The following is a 15,635-nucleotide window of genomic DNA, read 5'->3' as shown; positions in this document are numbered from 1 at the left end:
GCGGTTACGCTCGAGCCATGCCCGCGTCCTCTCCTGTCACACCGGCTCCGGGTGAGCTCGAGGTCGTGCGCGCGTTCGTCAACACCCTCGACATCGAGTCGGGAACGGACCGGCTGCGCGATCCGGCTGCATGGGCGTCGTGGGCTGGTGAGCGCGGGCTCGACCCTCGCGCGACCGCCGCCGACCTGCGCTTCGGCCGGGATCTTCGCGAGGCACTGCGGGCAGCACTGCTCGCCAACCACGACCGTGCGCCGCTCCCGCCGGAGACCATCGAGGCCCTCGACGCGGCGGCGAACCGCTCCCGGTTGGCGGTGCGCTTCACCCCCGACGGCCCGACCCTCCGACCCACGGGCACGGGCGTCGACGCGGTCTACGGACGGATCGTGTCGGCCGTGGCCGCAGCCCTCGTCGACGGGACCTGGTCGCGCCTCAAGGCCTGCGCCGCCGACGACTGCCACTGGGGCTTCTACGACACGTCCCGCTCCCGCACCGGCCAGTGGTGCTCGATGAGCATCTGCGGCAACCGCGCGAAGCAAGCACGCTGGCGGAACCGCGAGCCCTGACCCCGCACCGGGCGTGCCGCAGCCCGCGGACGGATGCGTCCGGCCGATGCCATGCTGTCTCGTGCCTCTCGCACCCCACGACCCGGAGACCTCCACGGCAGACGTCGTGGAGTGTGACGACGTTCCGTCGACGGACGACGTCGTACGAGCGGCGTACTCGTCACGAGCGGACGAGTACACGGCGAAGCTCGGCTCCATGAGCGCGATGGATCCCGTCGACCGCCGGCTCATCTCCGAGTGGGCCGTGGGCTGCGGCGGCCCCATCGTCGACGCCGGATGCGGTCCCGGCCACTGGACCAACCTGCTGACCGAGCTCGGGGTTGCGGTCGAGGGCGTCGATCTCGTCCCCGCGTTCATCGAGCTGGCCAAGGCACGCTTCCCGGCGACGTCCTATCGCGTGGCTCGGCTCGACGACCTCGGCGTGCCGGACGGGTCAGCTGCCGGGATCTTGGCCTGGTACTCGCTGATCCATCTCGAGCCCGACAGAGTGCCCACCATCCTGCAGGAACTGCGCCGCTGCCTCCGGGGCGACGGCTCGCTGGTCGTCGGGTTCTTCGCGAGCGAACGGCTCGAGCCGTTCCCGCACACGGTGACGACGGCCTACTCCTGGCCGGTCGACGAGCTGACGCAGCTCGTCGAGAACGCTGGGTTCGTGGTCCGCGACGCCCACGTCCGCCCGAACCCCCGCCGGCCCGATCGGCAGCACGGCGTGCTGGTGGCGGGACGACCCTGATCGACGTTCCGGTTCACCGACGCGGCCGATCCTGGAAGGCTCCGTCGCGATGGACGGCCAGGACAGGTGGCGGCTCGGCCGAGCAGCGCCTGCCTGACTCCGTCGGACGTCCAGGGCTCGGTGTGATCACGGAGCCCAGTCGTCCCACCGGCTCCACCAGTGCATCTGGGCATCGAGCTGCTCGGTCACACTCGCAGCGGCAGCAAGAACGAGGCCGACGCGGTCGTGCAGCACCTCGAACCGTTGGATCGTCGACCTCGGCTCGTAGATCCGCACGGTTGGCGACACTATCGGTCGAGGTCACCGTCACTCGCAGACCTGCGCCGGTCGCTCCCACGACTCCGAGATGGACGCGATGCTTCGCGACGCCGCGGGTGCTGAATCACGTCGTCAGCGACTGGGGTCGCGACGTACGGTTCCACGATGCCGCCGCCCCTCTCCGAGCCGGCCGCCGTCCTCGTCGTGACGGGGGCGATGGCCGCCGGGAAGTCAACGGTCGCCGACGCGCTCGCCCGGTCCTTCCCGCTGGCCGCGCACGTGCGGGGCGACATGTTCCGACGATTCGTCGTGAGCGGCCAGGCGTCGATGGACCCGCCGCTGTCCGCCGTCGGACGCACCCAGCTCGACCTGAGGCACTCCCTGGCTGCGCAGGCGGCGGACACCTACGCGGCCGCGGGGATCACGGCCGTGGTCCAGGACATCCTGCTCGGGCCGGATCTGGAGCGCTTCACGGCACAGGTGCGCACACGCCCCTGCTACGCGGTCGTGCTGACGCCCGACGCTGCGACGCTCGCGGACCGCGACGCGGCTCGGCACAAGCGCGGGTACGGCGCGTGGACCCCGGAGAAGTTCGCGGCCGCCGCACGGGAGACGCCCGGAGGGCTGCACGTCGACACGACGGGGTGGACGGTCGCCGAGACGGTGCGCCACGTCCTCGACCACCTGGACGACGCCCGGATCGCCTGATCCGGGCCTCGTTGCGCACCGCGGCCGAGGCCGGCCTCTCGGTGGCGTGTCGCACAGCACGACGCACACGGACGGAGAGCCGGCGGGGCGGACGTGAACCGATTCGCACCCGTTCCACGCAGCGAGTTTATCGATACATTCGCCGGAACCAGCGGGCCTCGTCCCGCTGGTGGAATCCCCGGCAGCGCGGCCAGGGACCCCTGCTGGAGGGAGCGACACCATGCGACACCCCACCCCGTCCCGAGGTCGGCGGTTCCTGCTGACGGCCACTGCCGCCCTGCTCGCCCTCGGTGGGCTGACCGCACCCGCCTCCGCGATGCCGGGGGGATCCCTCTCGGCGGCCACCACGGTCGGCTGCGGCCGGGCCGCGGGCCTGGCGACCGGTACGCACACGCTCAGCAGCGGCGGTCTGTCCCGGTCGTTCCGCCTCGACGTGCCTTCCGGCTACGACCCGAACCGTCCGTACCGCCTCGTCGTCGGGCTGCACTGGTGGCACGGCACGGCGGCGGACGTGGTGAACCAGAACTTCTACGGGCTCAAGCCGCTCGCGGGATCCAGCACGATCTTCGTGGCGCCGCAGGGCATCGACAACGCCTGGCCCAACACGAACGGCCGGGACGTCACGTTCGTGGACGACATCCTGCGCACCGTCGAGTCCGCGCTCTGCATCGACACGACGCAGCGGTTCGCGACCGGCTTCAGTTACGGCGGCGGCATGAGCAACGCCCTGGCGTGCGCCCGGGCCGACGTGTTCCGTGCGGTCGCGGTCCTCAACGGCGCCCAGCTGTCCGGCTGCGCCGGTGGGACCCAGCCCATCGCGTACCTCGGCTCCCACGGCGTCGTGGACAGTGTCCTGAACATCTCCCAGGGCCGCGCTCTGCGGGACCGCGCCCTTCGGAACAACGGGTGCCAGGCACAGCAGGCACCCGAGCCGGCCGCGGGCAGCGGAACCCACACGCGGACGGCCTACACGTGCCGCGACGGGTTCCCGGTGGTGTGGCTGGCGTCCGACAGCGACCACCAGTGGGACGCGCGTGACCGGGGGCAGCAGCAGTCGTGGGTGCCCGGGGAGATCTGGCGGTTCTTCAGCTCCCTGACGACCCCGCCCCCCACGCCGACGCCGACGCCCACCCCTACGCCGACGCCGACGCCGACCCCGACCGTCACCCCGACGCCCACACCGACCGCCTCGCCGACGCCGACCACACCCCCCACCGGCAGCTGCTCGGCGACCTACCGCACGGTGAACTTCTGGCCCGGTGGGTTCCAGGGCGAGGTGACCGTCCGGGCGGGCGCCGCCGCGACGTCCTGGAGCGTGAGCTGGCGCTCGTCCGGCGAGCGGGTGGACCAGGTGTGGAACGGCACGGTCACGACGCAGGGCGACCTCGTCGTCGTCCGGAACGTGGCCTGGAACGGCCAGCTGCCGTCCGGTGGCACCACGACGTTCGGGCTGCTCGGCAGCGGCACCTCCCCGACCCCGGCCCTGACGTGCACGAGCTCGTGAGCCGACGAGGCCACCGCCGTGGTCGGATCTCATCCTGAGACCTGCCACTCCACCCTCCGGCGAGGGCCCGGTGCACGTCGGCGGGCCTGCCTGACGCGCAACCGGCTCGGCCCGGACTCCGTCAGGATGAGCGCATGCTCCTCATCGAACTGTCCGAGCACGAGATCCACTCGTTCGACAGCAACGGCGTCGCCATGCGGTTCATGCCGACGGTCGGCGGGACGTCGATCCATCTGGCGCGCGTCGCAGCGGGCGGGATGCTCGGTCGACACCCCACGGTGCGGCGTCAGCTGTTCGCCGTCGTCGCCGGGCGCGGCGAGGTGCAGGCGGGCGACGAGCCCCGGGTGCCGATAGGTCCGGGATCGCTGGTGGTGTGGGAGCCGGGCGAGGTGCACCAGACCTGGGCGACCACCGACCTCACCGCGGTCGTGGTGGAGACCTCCGAGGAGCTCGACGTCGACGCAGCCCGATGAGCGAGGCGACTGCCGGCCCGCTCACTGGCCCTCGACCGGCAGCCAGAGCTCGACCGTGGCGGTGCTGAAGTCGTCGGCGCGGTCGAGCACCGCGACCAGCTCCGGGCCGGGGCGCAGCTGCCACGGGTTCGACGGGAACCACTCCGTCGCCGTGGCGGCCCACACCGCCTGCAGGGTGTCCGGGTAGGGACCCGCCGCACGGAAGACGGCCCACGAGCCTGCCGCGACGGGGAGGACGTCGAGGTCGTCGGGAACCTCCACCGCGTCCGTGACGGCGACGCCGTGCAGGTACGTGAGCTCCGTCCCCTCGCGGCGGTCGGGGTCGATGTCGGCGCTCACGGCGAGCAGGCCGTGCGGGTCGGCGTCGCCCAACGCCTTCAGCCGCTGGTGCTCCTGCGGGGCCAGCGAGGTGACGTGCTGCTGGATGGCCGGGTTGACCCCTTGGTGCACGAGCGGGACGCGTGCGGCGTGCCCCGCGAGGCGGAAGGCGGGTCGGGTGACGATGCGGACGTCCATGGGGAGTGCTCCTTCGACGGTCAGGCGGAACGTGAGGCGTGGCTGGGTGCGGAGGGGGCCACCGTCACGCCGGGCACGGCCCGGGCTGACGCCGTGCACGGACTGGAACGCCCGGCCGAAGGCCTCCGCCGAGCCGTAGCCGTAGCGCACGGCGATGCCCAGCAGGTCCCCGGATCCCGCGACGACCTCCGCCGCCGCGACCGTCATCCGCCGGCGGCGCACGTACTCCGACAGCGGCATCCCGGCCAGCGAGGAGAACATGCGGCGCAGGTGGTACTCGGTGGTCCCGAGCGAGGCTGCGAGACGGACGATGTCGAGCTCCTCGGTGAGGTGCTCCTCCACGAGGTCCACGAGCCGGTTGAGCCAGGCGATCACGGTGCCCCCTTCCGGCGTCCACTCTGGCGTCCCCGCACGCCGCAGGACCCGATCATCGCGGTCCGGTGCGATCAGGGCTCGCGCAGAGCCTGGGTCACCAGCAGGGGCTCGTGCCGTCGAGGGTGCTGGCCAGGCCGTTGGTGTCGATGGCGGTGATCCGCCAGGTCGTCGCCGAGCCCAGGAGCGTCTTGTCGACGACCTCGCGGTAGCCGTCCGGCGGTCCGATCAGGTCCATGCTGTAGCTCGCCCCGTTGATCGAGAGGGTGACGCTGTCGATGTTGTCGTCCGACACCCTCGCGAAGAACGCCATGCCGAAGTCGCCCATGTCGCGGCAGATGTCGGTCGGGAAGGACATGTCCGGCGACCGGTTCGCCCGGACGCTCGCCCTGGCCGCCATCTCGCCGAGGCTGCCCGACCGGTAGGTGACGACGACGGAGTCGGGATGGTCCCCGTCGCTGGGGGGCTGCCCGGTCGACCGCACGACGGTGATCGTGGCGGAGCCGCCCGCGGGGACCGTCACGCTCGGCGGCCCGGAGAGCCACGGGGCGACGGCGACCTCGAACACGTTGGTGCCCACGCAGTCCGACGTGACCGTGAGGACCGCCGACGTCTCGGCGCGCAGGTCGACGACGCTCGACGAGAGGGCAGGCCCGCACACGTACTCGACCTTGAAGTCGGCCGAGCTGCTGGCGCTCCGGCCGTCGACGGTGATCGTGAGCGTCGCGCGGTACAGCCCGGGCTCTCCCAGCGACGTCGCGTACGGCTCGCCGGCGGTTCCCGCGACCGGGCCCTCGAACGGCGCTCCGTCACGGGTGATCGACCACTCGAAGCGCCCGCCGGGTGGCACGTCGGAGTGCACGGCCGTGAAGGTTCCGATCGTGTAGGGGTAGTAGACGCTCTCGGCGGAGGTGACCGACGAGATCACGGGAGCGGTCGACGGCGTCGCGGTGACGGTCAGCGGAGTCGCCGACTGCGCTCCGGCTGCGGTCGTGACCGTGAGCGTCACGACGAACGCGAGGCCCTGGTCGGTCGGCAGCGTCGGCGCGAAGGACCCCGCGTCGGCACCGGTGGCGAAGGGGGCACCCACCCCGGCGGCGATGGACCACGCCCAGGTCGCACCGTCGGCCTGGCTCGCCGTCGCGGTGAACGTCGCCGGCTCGCCGAGCATCGGGACGGCGGGCGACACCGTGATCGGCCCGACCGTCGGCGGCACGGGCGGCGGCGTGGCTGACGCAGCCGGCGCGGACGCCGCTCCACCGTTCGGCCTGGTGCCCGCGGCGGGCGCGACCGCCGGTCGCTGAGCAGGGGGCGGCGAGGTCGGAGCCGGGGCGACGACGGCGTCCGCCGGCGGCTGCTCCAGGGGCGGCGCGGCAGCATCAGCCGGCGGCTCGGACGGCGTCGGCGCGGGCGGCGGCTCGCCCGTCCCGGGGTCGTACTTCTGCAGCGCGTCGGACGCCGTCCACTGCCCGTCGGCGAGCGTCAGGACGCCGGCGCGCTCCCCGTCCCGGTCGTTGTAGAACACGAAGCCGCCCTCCGCGACGAGCTCGACGTCGTGCCCGGGCTCGACGAGGTCGAGCTGCGTGACCTGTCCGTCGCGCGTGTCGACCACGTTCGCGCGGCCGGACGCGCGGTCGGGGACGAAGACGAAGGGTCCGGACTGCACGAGCTCCCCGAAGTCGGCCGCGCCCGGTTCCGCGAGCGCGACGACGCGCTCGCAGTCGTCGTGGCCGACGGCCGCGGTGACGAACGAGCCGGTCGCCGACTGCGCGGCGTACAGCTCCGCACCGGTCGACGAGCCGAGCAGCCGCACGTCGTCGTCGCGCACGTCGAGGCAGGACTCCGCGCCCGGCCGACCGCTCGCGTCGAGCGTCTGCACGACCGACCGCTCGGTGTCGACGAGCACCGGCCTGCCCTGGACGAGCACCAGCCGGTCGTCCGGAGCGGCGACGTCGCGCAGCACGTGCTTGTGGTCGTCGAACCACGTCAGGCCACCACGCTCCTCGTCGATGAGCCACAGCTGCCCGTCCTCGTCGACGACGGCCTGACCCGGCCCTGGCGTCGCGGCGAGCGAGAGGTCGGTGCGCACCTCGAGCGCCCGGGGGTCGACCAGCCGGGCGCGGGCCCCCGCCGGGTCGAGCACGTACAGCTCGCCGCCACCGCTGAGCACGTTCACGCCGCCACCTGCCGAGGCGAACGGCACGGGCTCCGACACCTCGAACGTCGCGCCGTCGATGCGGGCGACCGCGCCGTCGGTGGAGTCGGTCACGTAGGCGTCGCTTCCAGCCTGGACGACGCCCAGGTCGTGCCCGGCGCCGCGGACCCGCGCGCTCGCGACCACCTCCTCCGACGCGCCGTCGAGCAGGGTCAGCAGGCCTTCCCCGGGCGAGACGACCCACACGGATCCCGCGCCGAGGGTGAGGCGCTCCGCCGGCGTCCCGTGCCCGAGGAGCGTGGTGCCGACCAGCGCAGAGGTCGCGACGGCGAACGTCGAGAGCCAGGCGATCGTGCGCCGACCGACCACGATCGGGCGGCCCCGGAACGCGGCCACCGGGCCGCCGGACCTGCTGGAGAACACGACCCCTCCTGATGCGCTCCCGCACGGACCGAGCCGTCCCTGCGCAAGCAGGAGCGGTCGCCAGGTCGGCTGATACCGGGCCGTCGCAGCAGCACTCACCGTCAGGGGGACGACCGATCGGGCGAAAGGGGGACGAAACCGACACCCTCCATCCGCTGAGCGGCGCACACTCGACCCCGGCGCGGACCGCGTCGTCATCGCACCGGAGGAGCATCACGTGTTCGGCAGCCGCACCACCCTCGCTGACCCGCTACCCGAGCACGGCGACGACTGGTCCGCGGACCAGCTGGCGGCGTTCCAGCAGCGGCTCACGGTGGCCGTGGCAGAGCCGGGACCGGAGGGTGTGGCGACGTTGCTGGACGAGGTGCCCGACACCGCCCGGAACCTCGCCTCGCTCATCGAGCACCTCGTGGGTGAGCACGCCCGGCGGGCGCACGCCGAGGGCCGTGCGCGCCAGGTCGTCACCGGACCGCACCCCGACGGGGCCGTTCCCGGGGTCGGGCACATCCTCGTCGTGCGGTGGCTGACCCGACGGCAGGCGGTGGCCCGCCGCGTGATCCGACGCGTGTCGTACGCCCCGGCGACCACACCACCGTCGGAGCGGACGGGCCGGCAGGTGCTCCGCCACCTGGCCGACCAGCTCTCGGCGGCGCCCGATCGGCGCGAGCAGCCGACGCGCGTGGCATCACGCGACGGCGGCGCCTTCCGGCTCGACCAGCTGGCCGGGGATGGCCAACCGTGACACCTCGAGCATCGTCATGGTCGGGGTGACGCCCGCGCCGCCCAGCCGCACGCCGGGAGCCTACGGCTGGGGCTCACGTTCCACGACCCACGTCATCCTGGGCGCGCCTCGGCGGGCACCCCGGCCCGCCGAGGCCGTCGCTCAGGGGACCAGGACGAGCTTGCCGCCTCCGCGCCCGGCGTCGTTGAGCTCGGCGGCCCTCCGGACGTCGTCGAGGGGGAACACGCCGCCGATGGTCGTCGTGAGCTCTCCGCGTGCCCGCTGCCCCAGGAGCTCGGCCAGCTCCGGGACCGATCGCTCAGCGGTCGAGCTGAAGGCGATGCCCAGGGCGAACGCAGCCGGGTCCGCGATCGTGACGATCCGCTCGGTGCCGCCGCGCAGCTCGATCGAGTCGGGCAGCACCCCGCGACCGGTCGTGTCGAGGACCGCGTCGATGCCGTCGGGGGCCACGGCTCGCACGCGGTCGACGAGCCCCGCGCCGTAGGTGGTCGGGGTCGCACCGAGTGCCGCGACACGGTCCTGGTGGTCCGCGGAGGCGGTGCCGACGACATGCACACCGCGGGCGACCGCCAGCTGCGTCGCCAGCTCCCCGACCGAGCCGCTCGCACCGTGCACGAGCAGCGTCTCGCCGGTTTGCACCGCCAGCTCGCGCAGCACGCGCCGCGCGGTCTCCCCCGCGACCGGGACGGTCACCGCGTCGACCGGGTCGAGCCCGGCAGGGACCGGAGCGTAGGTGCTGGTGAGCGCCGCCTCGGCGTAGCCGCCCGCGGGCGGGTCGGCCCAGCCCACGACGGTGTCGCCGACGAGCACGTCGTCGACGCCGGCGCCGAGCGCGTCGACCACGCCGGCGATCTCGATGCCGAGGGCGGCCGGCAGGGCGGAGCCCGGGAACACGCCCGAGCGGATCTTGCCGTCGATGCCGTTCACCCCGGCAGCAAGGACGCGCACGCGCACCTGACCGGTGCCCGGCTCGGGGACGGGGACCTCGGCGGAGCGCAGGACCTCCGGTCCGCCGAACGTGTCGATCATGATCGTCTTCATGGTGTGTGCCTCTCGTGATCAGCCGACGACGGTGGCGTCGTCGAGCGTCGGATAGTCCGTGTAGCCCCGCTCGTGGCCGCCGTACGCGGTGCCGTAGTCGGGTGCCGTGAAGGGCCCGCCGACGGCGAGCCGAGCGGGGAGGTCCGGGTTGGCCAGGTACAGAGCCGCGTACGACACGAGGTCCGCCGAGCCGTCCTCGACGCGGCCGAGTGCGTCCGGCCCGGTCCAGCTCCCGGGCGTGAAGGGGTTGAGGACCAGCGGTCCGGACCAGCGCACGCGCAGCGTCGAGGTCAGCTCGACGTCCGGGCCTTCGGCCAGGTGCAGGTAGGCGAGCCCCAGCGGGTCGAGCGCGTCGACGAGCGCGTTGTAGGTGGCCTCGACGTCGTCCTCGGTGATGTCGTTGTAGGGGTTCCCCGGTGAGATCCGCAGCGCGGTGCGGTCCGCGCCGATCGCGTGGGCGACCGCCTGTACCACCTCGACCGTCAGGCGGATGCGTCCCGCGACGTCTCCACCCCACCCGTCGGTACGGGTGTTCGTGTTGGTGGCGAGGAACTGGTGCAGCAGGTAGCCGTTGGCGCCGTGCAGCTCGACCCCGTCGAAGCCGGCGTCGACGGCGTTGCGGGCCGCCTGGGCGAAGTCGGCGATCGTCCGCTCGATGCCGGCGTCGTCGAGCGCGAGCGGCGCGACGAACCCCAGGGGACCGGTCGGGGTGAACACCGTGCCGGCGGCAGCGATCGCGGACGCGCCGACGGGCGGCAGTCCCGTCAGGCTCGGGTGGCCGATCCGTCCGGTGTGCATGAGCTGGGCGAAGATCAGGCCGCCCCGCGCATGCACAGCGGACGTGACCCCGCGCCAGGCCTCGACCTGGACAGCCGTGTGCAGGCCGGGGGTGTCCGGGTAGCCCTGACCCTCGGGCGAGGGCTGAGTGCCCTCGGTGATGATGAGGCCCGCGCCGGCGCGCTGGGCGTAGTACTCCGCCATGAGCGGAGTCGCGCTCGCTCCTCTGCCGTAGGCCCGGCTACGGGTCATCGGAGCCATCACGATGCGGTTGCGGGTGGTGTAGCGGCCGATCGTTGCCGGTTCGAATGCAGTGGTCATGGGTGTCGCCCTCTCTCTGCGAACAGACTTTGCTGTTCGAGACAGGTAACTCAGTCCGCTCCCCACACATTCCCCGCGATCGGGACAGATATGCTCAGCTGGTGCCACACCCGCCCGACATCCCTGACATGGACAGGGAACCCCGCGCCGCAGCGAGCGGGCCGATCAGCCACGCGATCTTCCGGCTCGCCCGCACGCACCACGCCCTCGCGGGTCGGCTGTTCCGCGAGCTCGGGCTCCGGCCCGGCCAGGAGCTCCTGCTCATGCACCTGTGGGAGCACGGACCGCAGCGTCAGGCAGACCTCGCCGCACTGGTGGACACCGACTCCGCCTCGATGACGCGCACGGTCCAGCGCCTGGAACGGGCCGGGTTCGTCCGCCGCCGACCGAGCCCGGTCGACGGCCGCGTGACGCTCGTCGAGCCCACCGCGGCGAGCCTGGGCCTGCGCCCCCGCGTGGAGGCCCTCTGGGCGGCGCTCGAGCGCGGGACCGTCGGCGACCTCACCCGCGACGACCAGGAGGCGGCTCTCCGCACGCTGCGCCGGCTTGAGCGCAACCTGCTCGACGAACAAGGGCTGACGACGAGCCCCGAGTGACGCCGCCCGACGCGCGACCCTCTTGGAGGTACCCGACGTCCTCCATCACCTACGTCACGGCCCGCTGCACTCCCCGCGGGAGTGCGGTGGGCCGCTCGACACTCACTGCCAGACGGTCGCCTTGACCTCCGGCTCGACCGGCTTCGGCGCGGCGGGCGCCGGTCCGGCAGCCGCCAGGTCGCGGACGTTCTTCTGGACGGCGACCACCGAGAAGAGCGCCATCGTGAAGCTCAGCCCGAAGAACCCCTTCTCCGACAGCTCCAGCGGCGCGTTGACCAGCGCCGTCGTCACTAGCACGAGGGACGTCAGGACCATCGCCCACGACAGGCCCAGGAAGATCGACGTCACCGGCACACCTTCGGCGCGGTCGCGGACCGACTTCTGCACGGCGATCGCGGAGAACAGACCGAGCAGGAGCAGCGTGCCGAGGAAGCCCTTCTCCGACGGGTCCAGCTCCGCGTTCCACAGTCCGACGCCGTAGGCGAGGAGCGCGATGACGAGGGCCACCCAGGACGCGCCGACGAAGGCGGCAGTCGGTCGGGCTGGGACGGGGTTCAGCGACATGGAGACTCCGAAGGTCGAGGTGGCGGCAACCGTGCCAGCCGCGGCCCTGATGGTGCGGGTCCTGGACGGTCCACCGCAAGCATGTCGGCAGACTCCCCTCGGTCGGGCTAGTTCTCCACAACGACTGCGCATCGCTCGGGTCACGCCCCGGCATCACCCTCGCGCTCGCGCTCGACCACGTCCCCGAACGACAGGATGGGTGCGTGGACATCGACCTGCGCGCCCGAGGTGAGCTGACCGACCCCGAGCTGGACGCGCTGCACGCCGCAGCCTTCGACCATCCGGTCACGCAGACCCCCTGGCGGCAGCGCCTCGCGGACCACAGCCTCACGTGGGTCACCGCCCGTCTCGACGGGCGACTGGTCGGGTTCGTCAACGTGATCGGCGACGGCGGTGCCCACGCGATCCTCCTCGACACCTGCGTCGCACCCGACGTGCAGGGGCGCGGCACAGGGCGGGCGCTCGTCGAGGCCGCGGCCGACGAGGCGCGGCGCGCAGGGTGCGAGTGGCTGCACGCCGACTACGAGCCGCACCTGGTCGACTTCTACGAGGGCGCGTGCGGCCTGCGGCACAGCGAGGCCGGCCTCGTGCGCCTCGGCTGACGCCCGGTCGGATCGTCTCGACCCACCCCGGGGCCTCAGTCGTCGAAGGCGTGCCAGCAGATGGGGCTCCGGAGGCGCTGGTCGTCGAGGACGAGCTCACGGACCGCGGCGGGGAGCAGCTCCCGCTGCCAGTCCCGCTCCGCCAGCCGCGCCTCGGTACCCACCGCTCTGATCGCGTACGCCGCAGCCCCCAGGTCGTGAGCGGCAACATGGGCCACCGCGACCGCCTGGCCTGCGGAGAGCGCGGCGAACTTCGCCGGGTCGGGCAGCCCGCGGGCCGCGGCGTTCGCCTGGAACGCGGCGGCGTGCGCGGTCTTCATGGGCACCTCGCCACGGATCCAGGCCCGACCGACCTCGAGGGCGTCGCGCGGCCGGCTGTCGTCGGGGTGATCGTCCTCGAACAGGTGCAGCACGTGCTCGGCGCACCGCAGGGCCCACTCGGCGAGCAGCCGGTGGTCCTCGTCGGTGAGGGTCCCGCCCCGACGGACGGTGATCAGTCGGGGGTCGCGCTGGGTCGGGAGGATGGGCACACCCGTTCCTACCACCGGCAGGAATCGATCGCGTCCGAGTACAGTTGAACTGTCAACTACTGACGCATCGAGGAGCGACTCTCATGACCACCCTCCAGCTCGGCCTGGACTCGTTCGGCGACCGCCCCCAGGGCAGCGACGGCGAGCTCGTCTCGCATGCCACCGCGATCCGGCAGGTCGTCGAGGAGGCGGTCCTGGCCGACCAGGTCGGCGTCGACGTCATCGCCCTGGGCGAGCACCACCGCCCCGAGTACTCCGTCTCGTCCCCGGAGACCGTGCTGGCGGCGATCGCCGCCCGCACCTCGCGCCTGCGGCTCGGCTCGGGCGTCACGGTGCTCAGCTCCGACGACCCGGTACGTGTCTTCCAGCGCTTCGCCACCCTCGACGCCATCTCGAACGGCCGCGCGGAGGTCATCCTCGGCCGCGGCTCGTTCACCGAGTCGTTCCCGCTGTTCGGCTACGACCTGGCCGACTACGACCTCCTCTTCGAGGAGAAGATCGAGCTGTTCTCCCGGCTCCTGACCGAGCAGCCGGTCACCTGGTCCGGCACCACGCGCCCGGCCCTGACGAACGCTGACGTCTTCCCCAAGACCGAGTCCGGCCACCTGACCACCTGGGTCGGCGTCGGCGGCTCCCCGCAGTCCGTCGTGCGCACAGCCCAGTACGGCATGCCGCTCATGCTGGCGATCATCGGCGGCGACCCGCAGCGCTTCGCCCCGTACCTCGACCTGTACCGGCGGGCGGCCGAGCAGTTCGGCACCACCGCCCACCCGGTCGGCATGCACTCCCCCGGGTTCGTCGCGGACACCGACGAGGAGGCCGTCGAGATCTTCTGGCCGCACTACCGGACCCAGCGCGACCGGATCGGCGCGCTGCGCGGCTGGCCGCCGGTGCGTCGCGAGGAGTTCGACGCCGAGGTCGCGTACGGCTCTTTGTACGTCGGGTCACCGCAGACCGTCGCGCAGAAGATCGCCCGCGCCGTCACCGCGCTCGGGGTCGGCCGGTTCGACCTGATCTACACCACGGGCGCCCAGCCGGGCGACGCCCGCCTGCGCAACGTCGAGCTGTACGGCACCAAGGTCATCCCGATGGTCCGCGACCTGGTGGCGGACGCGTGACGACCACCACGATCGGCATCCTCGGCGCGGGCAAGGTCGGCACGGTGCTGGCCCGCCTGGCCGTCGCCGCGGGCTACCGCGTGCTCGTGGCGGGCTCGACCGACCCGGCGAAGATCGCCCTGACGGTCGAGGTCCTCGTCCCCGGCGCGGCCGCGGTCACCGCCCTCGACGCGGCCACCTCGGCGGACGTCGTGATCCTCGCGCTCCCCCTCGGCAAGTACCGCAATGTCCCCGTCGACGCGCTGGCGGGGAAGCTCGTCGTCGACGCGATGAACTACTGGTGGGAGATCGACGGCATCCGCGACGACCTCACCGACCCCCGGACGACCACGAGCGAGCTCGTCCAGGAGTACCTGCCCGCGTCGCGCGTCGTGAAGGCGTTCAACCACATGGGCTACCACGACCTCGACGGCGAAGCCCGGCCCGCCGGCACGCCCGGGCGCAAGGCGATCGCCGTCGCCGGGGACGACCCGGACGACACCGCGGCCGTCGCCGAGCTCGTCGAGCGGCTCGGGTTCGACCCCGTCGTCGTCGGACCGCTCCGCACCGGTGCGCGCCTACAGCCCGGCACCCCCGCCTTCGGTGCCAACGTCACCGCCCCCGCGCTCGCCGCCCTGGTCGACGACGCGAGGCTCGACCCCGTCTAGCCGCGCGCGGCCCGCTCGAAGCGCGCACCCCAGTCCCGGACCAGAGCCACCAGCTCCGCCGGCGAGACCACCGTGAACTCCGCACCGAGGGAGCCGAGCGCGAACAGCGGCCCCTCGAGCGAGTCCGTCTCCATCGTCATCGTGCAGCGCGCCGGGGAGTCCGCTCGCACGTCGGCCCAGCGTCCGACCACCCCGCGGACGACGTCGGCCGACGCCTCGACCACCACCTCGACCTGGTGCCGTCCGCCCGCGGAGTCGCCGAGGACGCGGGTGCGGACGAAGGCGGCGACGTCGTCGAACGGCGGCGTCCGCGGCGCGAACGAGGTGCCGGTGCTGTCGGCTGTGCCGATCCGGTCGATGCGGAAGGTCCGCCAGTCGTGCCGGTCGAGGTCGTAGCCGACGAGGTACCACCGCCGCCCGAGCGCGACGAGCTGTGCAGGCTCGACCAGCCGGGAGGACGCCGAACCGGCGGCCGCCACGTAGTCGAAGCGGACCCGCTCCCGGTCGCGACAGCCGAGCGCGAGGGTCGACAGGACGGCGTGGTCGACCGGCGCGACGACGTCGGCGCTCCACGGGGCGGGCGTCGTGGAGGAGCGGACCGCGTCGAGACGCGCGCGCAGCCGTCGCGGCATCACCTGCACGACCTTCGTCAGTGCGCGCAGCGCAGCATCGCCGCCGTCGCCCGTGGCCAGGTGGGACTGGATGGCGACCGCCAGCGCCATCGCCTCGTCGTCGTCCACCACGAGCGGCGGCAACGACGCCCCGGCCGCGAGCGCGTACCCGCCGTCGACCCCCGGCTGGGCGTCGACCGGGTAGCCGAGCTCGCGCAGCCGGTCGACGTCCCGGCGCAGCGTCCGCGCCGAGACGCCCAGCTCGTCCGCGAGCCGGGGCCCCGGCCAGTACCGGCGGGCCTGCAGTAACGACAGCAGCCGCAGGGTCCGCGAGCTCGTGTTCGCCATGCGTCCAGGCTCCCATCATCGCGGACAGGAAGT

At 73.1% G+C, this 15,635-nt stretch carries 17 protein-coding genes and 1 pseudogene; 9 read left to right on the top strand and 9 right to left on the bottom strand.

Annotation, left to right across the window (positions count from 1 at the left end):
* Positions 1-17: 17 nt before the first annotated feature.
* Both J2X26_RS19345 and J2X26_RS19340 read left to right on the top strand, forming a co-directional pair.
* Positions 18-563: a CGNR zinc finger domain-containing protein gene (locus J2X26_RS19345; RefSeq protein WP_307494343.1), complete on the top strand. Its 546-nt coding sequence runs from the start codon at positions 18-20 to the stop codon at positions 561-563.
* A gap of 196 nt (positions 564-759) precedes the next feature.
* Positions 760-1,296 carry a class I SAM-dependent DNA methyltransferase gene (locus J2X26_RS19340; RefSeq protein ID WP_307494342.1) on the top strand — a complete coding sequence of 179 codons (537 nt, stop codon included), beginning with the start codon at positions 760-762 and terminating at the stop codon, positions 1,294-1,296.
* Between the two features lie 126 nt (positions 1,297-1,422).
* Here J2X26_RS19340 and J2X26_RS19335 read toward each other — a convergent pair whose 3' ends face one another.
* Complete coding sequence (locus J2X26_RS19335) at positions 1,423-1,572, bottom strand: hypothetical protein (protein ID WP_307494341.1); 150 nt, start codon at positions 1,570-1,572, stop codon at positions 1,423-1,425.
* Between the two features lie 147 nt (positions 1,573-1,719).
* On the opposite strand from J2X26_RS19335, the gene J2X26_RS19330 reads away from it, so the two are divergent.
* From J2X26_RS19330 to J2X26_RS19320, 3 genes are all read left to right on the top strand, one after another.
* Positions 1,720-2,262, top strand: coding sequence for an AAA family ATPase (locus J2X26_RS19330; RefSeq protein WP_307494340.1), 543 nt, complete (start codon positions 1,720-1,722; stop codon positions 2,260-2,262).
* Positions 2,263-2,482: 220 nt separating this feature from the next.
* The gene (locus tag J2X26_RS19325; protein ID WP_307494339.1) at positions 2,483-3,766 is read left to right on the top strand and encodes a cellulose binding domain-containing protein; all 1,284 of its coding nucleotides are present in this window, start codon (positions 2,483-2,485) and stop codon (positions 3,764-3,766) included.
* 134 nt (positions 3,767-3,900) lie between these two features.
* Positions 3,901-4,239 (top strand): cupin domain-containing protein, encoded by a 339-nt coding sequence (locus J2X26_RS19320; RefSeq protein WP_307494338.1) that lies wholly within the window; start codon positions 3,901-3,903, stop codon positions 4,237-4,239.
* A 21-nt stretch (positions 4,240-4,260) separates the two neighbouring features.
* On the opposite strand, the gene J2X26_RS19315 is transcribed toward J2X26_RS19320, so the two are convergent.
* The 5 genes and pseudogenes from J2X26_RS19315 to J2X26_RS19295 form a co-directional block, all read right to left on the bottom strand.
* Positions 4,261-5,130: an AraC family transcriptional regulator gene (locus J2X26_RS19315; RefSeq protein WP_307494337.1), complete on the bottom strand. Its 870-nt coding sequence runs from the start codon at positions 5,128-5,130 to the stop codon at positions 4,261-4,263.
* Between the two features lie 94 nt (positions 5,131-5,224).
* On the bottom strand, positions 5,225-7,705 hold the full coding sequence (locus J2X26_RS19310) for a hypothetical protein (protein ID WP_307494336.1): 2,481 nt from the start codon (positions 7,703-7,705) through the stop codon (positions 5,225-5,227).
* Between the two features lie 685 nt (positions 7,706-8,390).
* Positions 8,391-8,495, bottom strand: a pseudogene (locus J2X26_RS19305) (RidA family protein); the annotation flags it as partial.
* Between the two features lie 93 nt (positions 8,496-8,588).
* The gene (locus tag J2X26_RS19300; protein WP_307494335.1) at positions 8,589-9,488 is read right to left on the bottom strand and encodes an NADP-dependent oxidoreductase; all 900 of its coding nucleotides are present in this window, start codon (positions 9,486-9,488) and stop codon (positions 8,589-8,591) included.
* A gap of 18 nt (positions 9,489-9,506) precedes the next feature.
* Positions 9,507-10,586 (bottom strand): alkene reductase, encoded by a 1,080-nt coding sequence (locus J2X26_RS19295; RefSeq protein ID WP_307494334.1) that lies wholly within the window; start codon positions 10,584-10,586, stop codon positions 9,507-9,509.
* 101 nt (positions 10,587-10,687) lie between these two features.
* Here J2X26_RS19295 and J2X26_RS19290 point away from each other — a divergent pair, with 101 nt between their 5' ends.
* Positions 10,688-11,182, top strand: coding sequence for a MarR family winged helix-turn-helix transcriptional regulator (locus tag J2X26_RS19290; RefSeq protein ID WP_307494333.1), 495 nt, complete (start codon positions 10,688-10,690; stop codon positions 11,180-11,182).
* 102 nt (positions 11,183-11,284) lie between these two features.
* Here J2X26_RS19290 and yiaA read toward each other — a convergent pair whose 3' ends face one another.
* Positions 11,285-11,746, bottom strand: a complete 462-nt coding sequence (yiaA, locus tag J2X26_RS19285) for an inner membrane protein YiaA (protein ID WP_307494332.1) — start codon at positions 11,744-11,746, stop codon at positions 11,285-11,287.
* A gap of 203 nt (positions 11,747-11,949) precedes the next feature.
* On the opposite strand from yiaA, the gene J2X26_RS19280 reads away from it, so the two are divergent.
* Positions 11,950-12,348 carry a GNAT family N-acetyltransferase gene (locus J2X26_RS19280; RefSeq protein WP_307494331.1) on the top strand — a complete coding sequence of 133 codons (399 nt, stop codon included), beginning with the start codon at positions 11,950-11,952 and terminating at the stop codon, positions 12,346-12,348.
* Positions 12,349-12,383: 35 nt separating this feature from the next.
* Here the strand turns inward: J2X26_RS19280 and J2X26_RS19275 are convergent, their stop codons facing one another.
* Entirely contained in the window at positions 12,384-12,878 is a 495-nt protein-coding gene (locus tag J2X26_RS19275) for a putative immunity protein (protein ID WP_307494330.1), read from the bottom strand.
* Between the two features lie 83 nt (positions 12,879-12,961).
* Here J2X26_RS19275 and J2X26_RS19270 point away from each other — a divergent pair, with 83 nt between their 5' ends.
* Both J2X26_RS19270 and J2X26_RS19265 read left to right on the top strand, forming a co-directional pair.
* Positions 12,962-13,996, top strand: a complete 1,035-nt coding sequence (locus J2X26_RS19270; protein ID WP_307494329.1) for an LLM class flavin-dependent oxidoreductase — start codon at positions 12,962-12,964, stop codon at positions 13,994-13,996.
* On the top strand, positions 13,993-14,643 hold the full coding sequence (locus tag J2X26_RS19265) for an NADPH-dependent F420 reductase (protein WP_307494328.1): 651 nt from the start codon (positions 13,993-13,995) through the stop codon (positions 14,641-14,643). Before J2X26_RS19270 ends, J2X26_RS19265 begins: the two co-directional genes overlap by 4 nt.
* Here J2X26_RS19265 and J2X26_RS19260 read toward each other — a convergent pair.
* Entirely contained in the window at positions 14,640-15,602 is a 963-nt protein-coding gene (locus tag J2X26_RS19260) for a helix-turn-helix transcriptional regulator (protein ID WP_307494327.1), read from the bottom strand. The genes J2X26_RS19265 and J2X26_RS19260 overlap by 4 nt on opposite strands.
* Positions 15,603-15,635 lie beyond the last annotated feature (33 nt).

This window comes from Cellulomonas humilata, from assembly GCF_030814415.1.
Classification (GTDB): Bacteria; Actinomycetota; Actinomycetes; order Actinomycetales; family Cellulomonadaceae; genus Cellulomonas; species Cellulomonas humilata_A.
The sequence above is the reverse complement of the archived record's forward strand: the minus strand, read 5'-3'. Positions and strand labels throughout refer to the sequence as shown.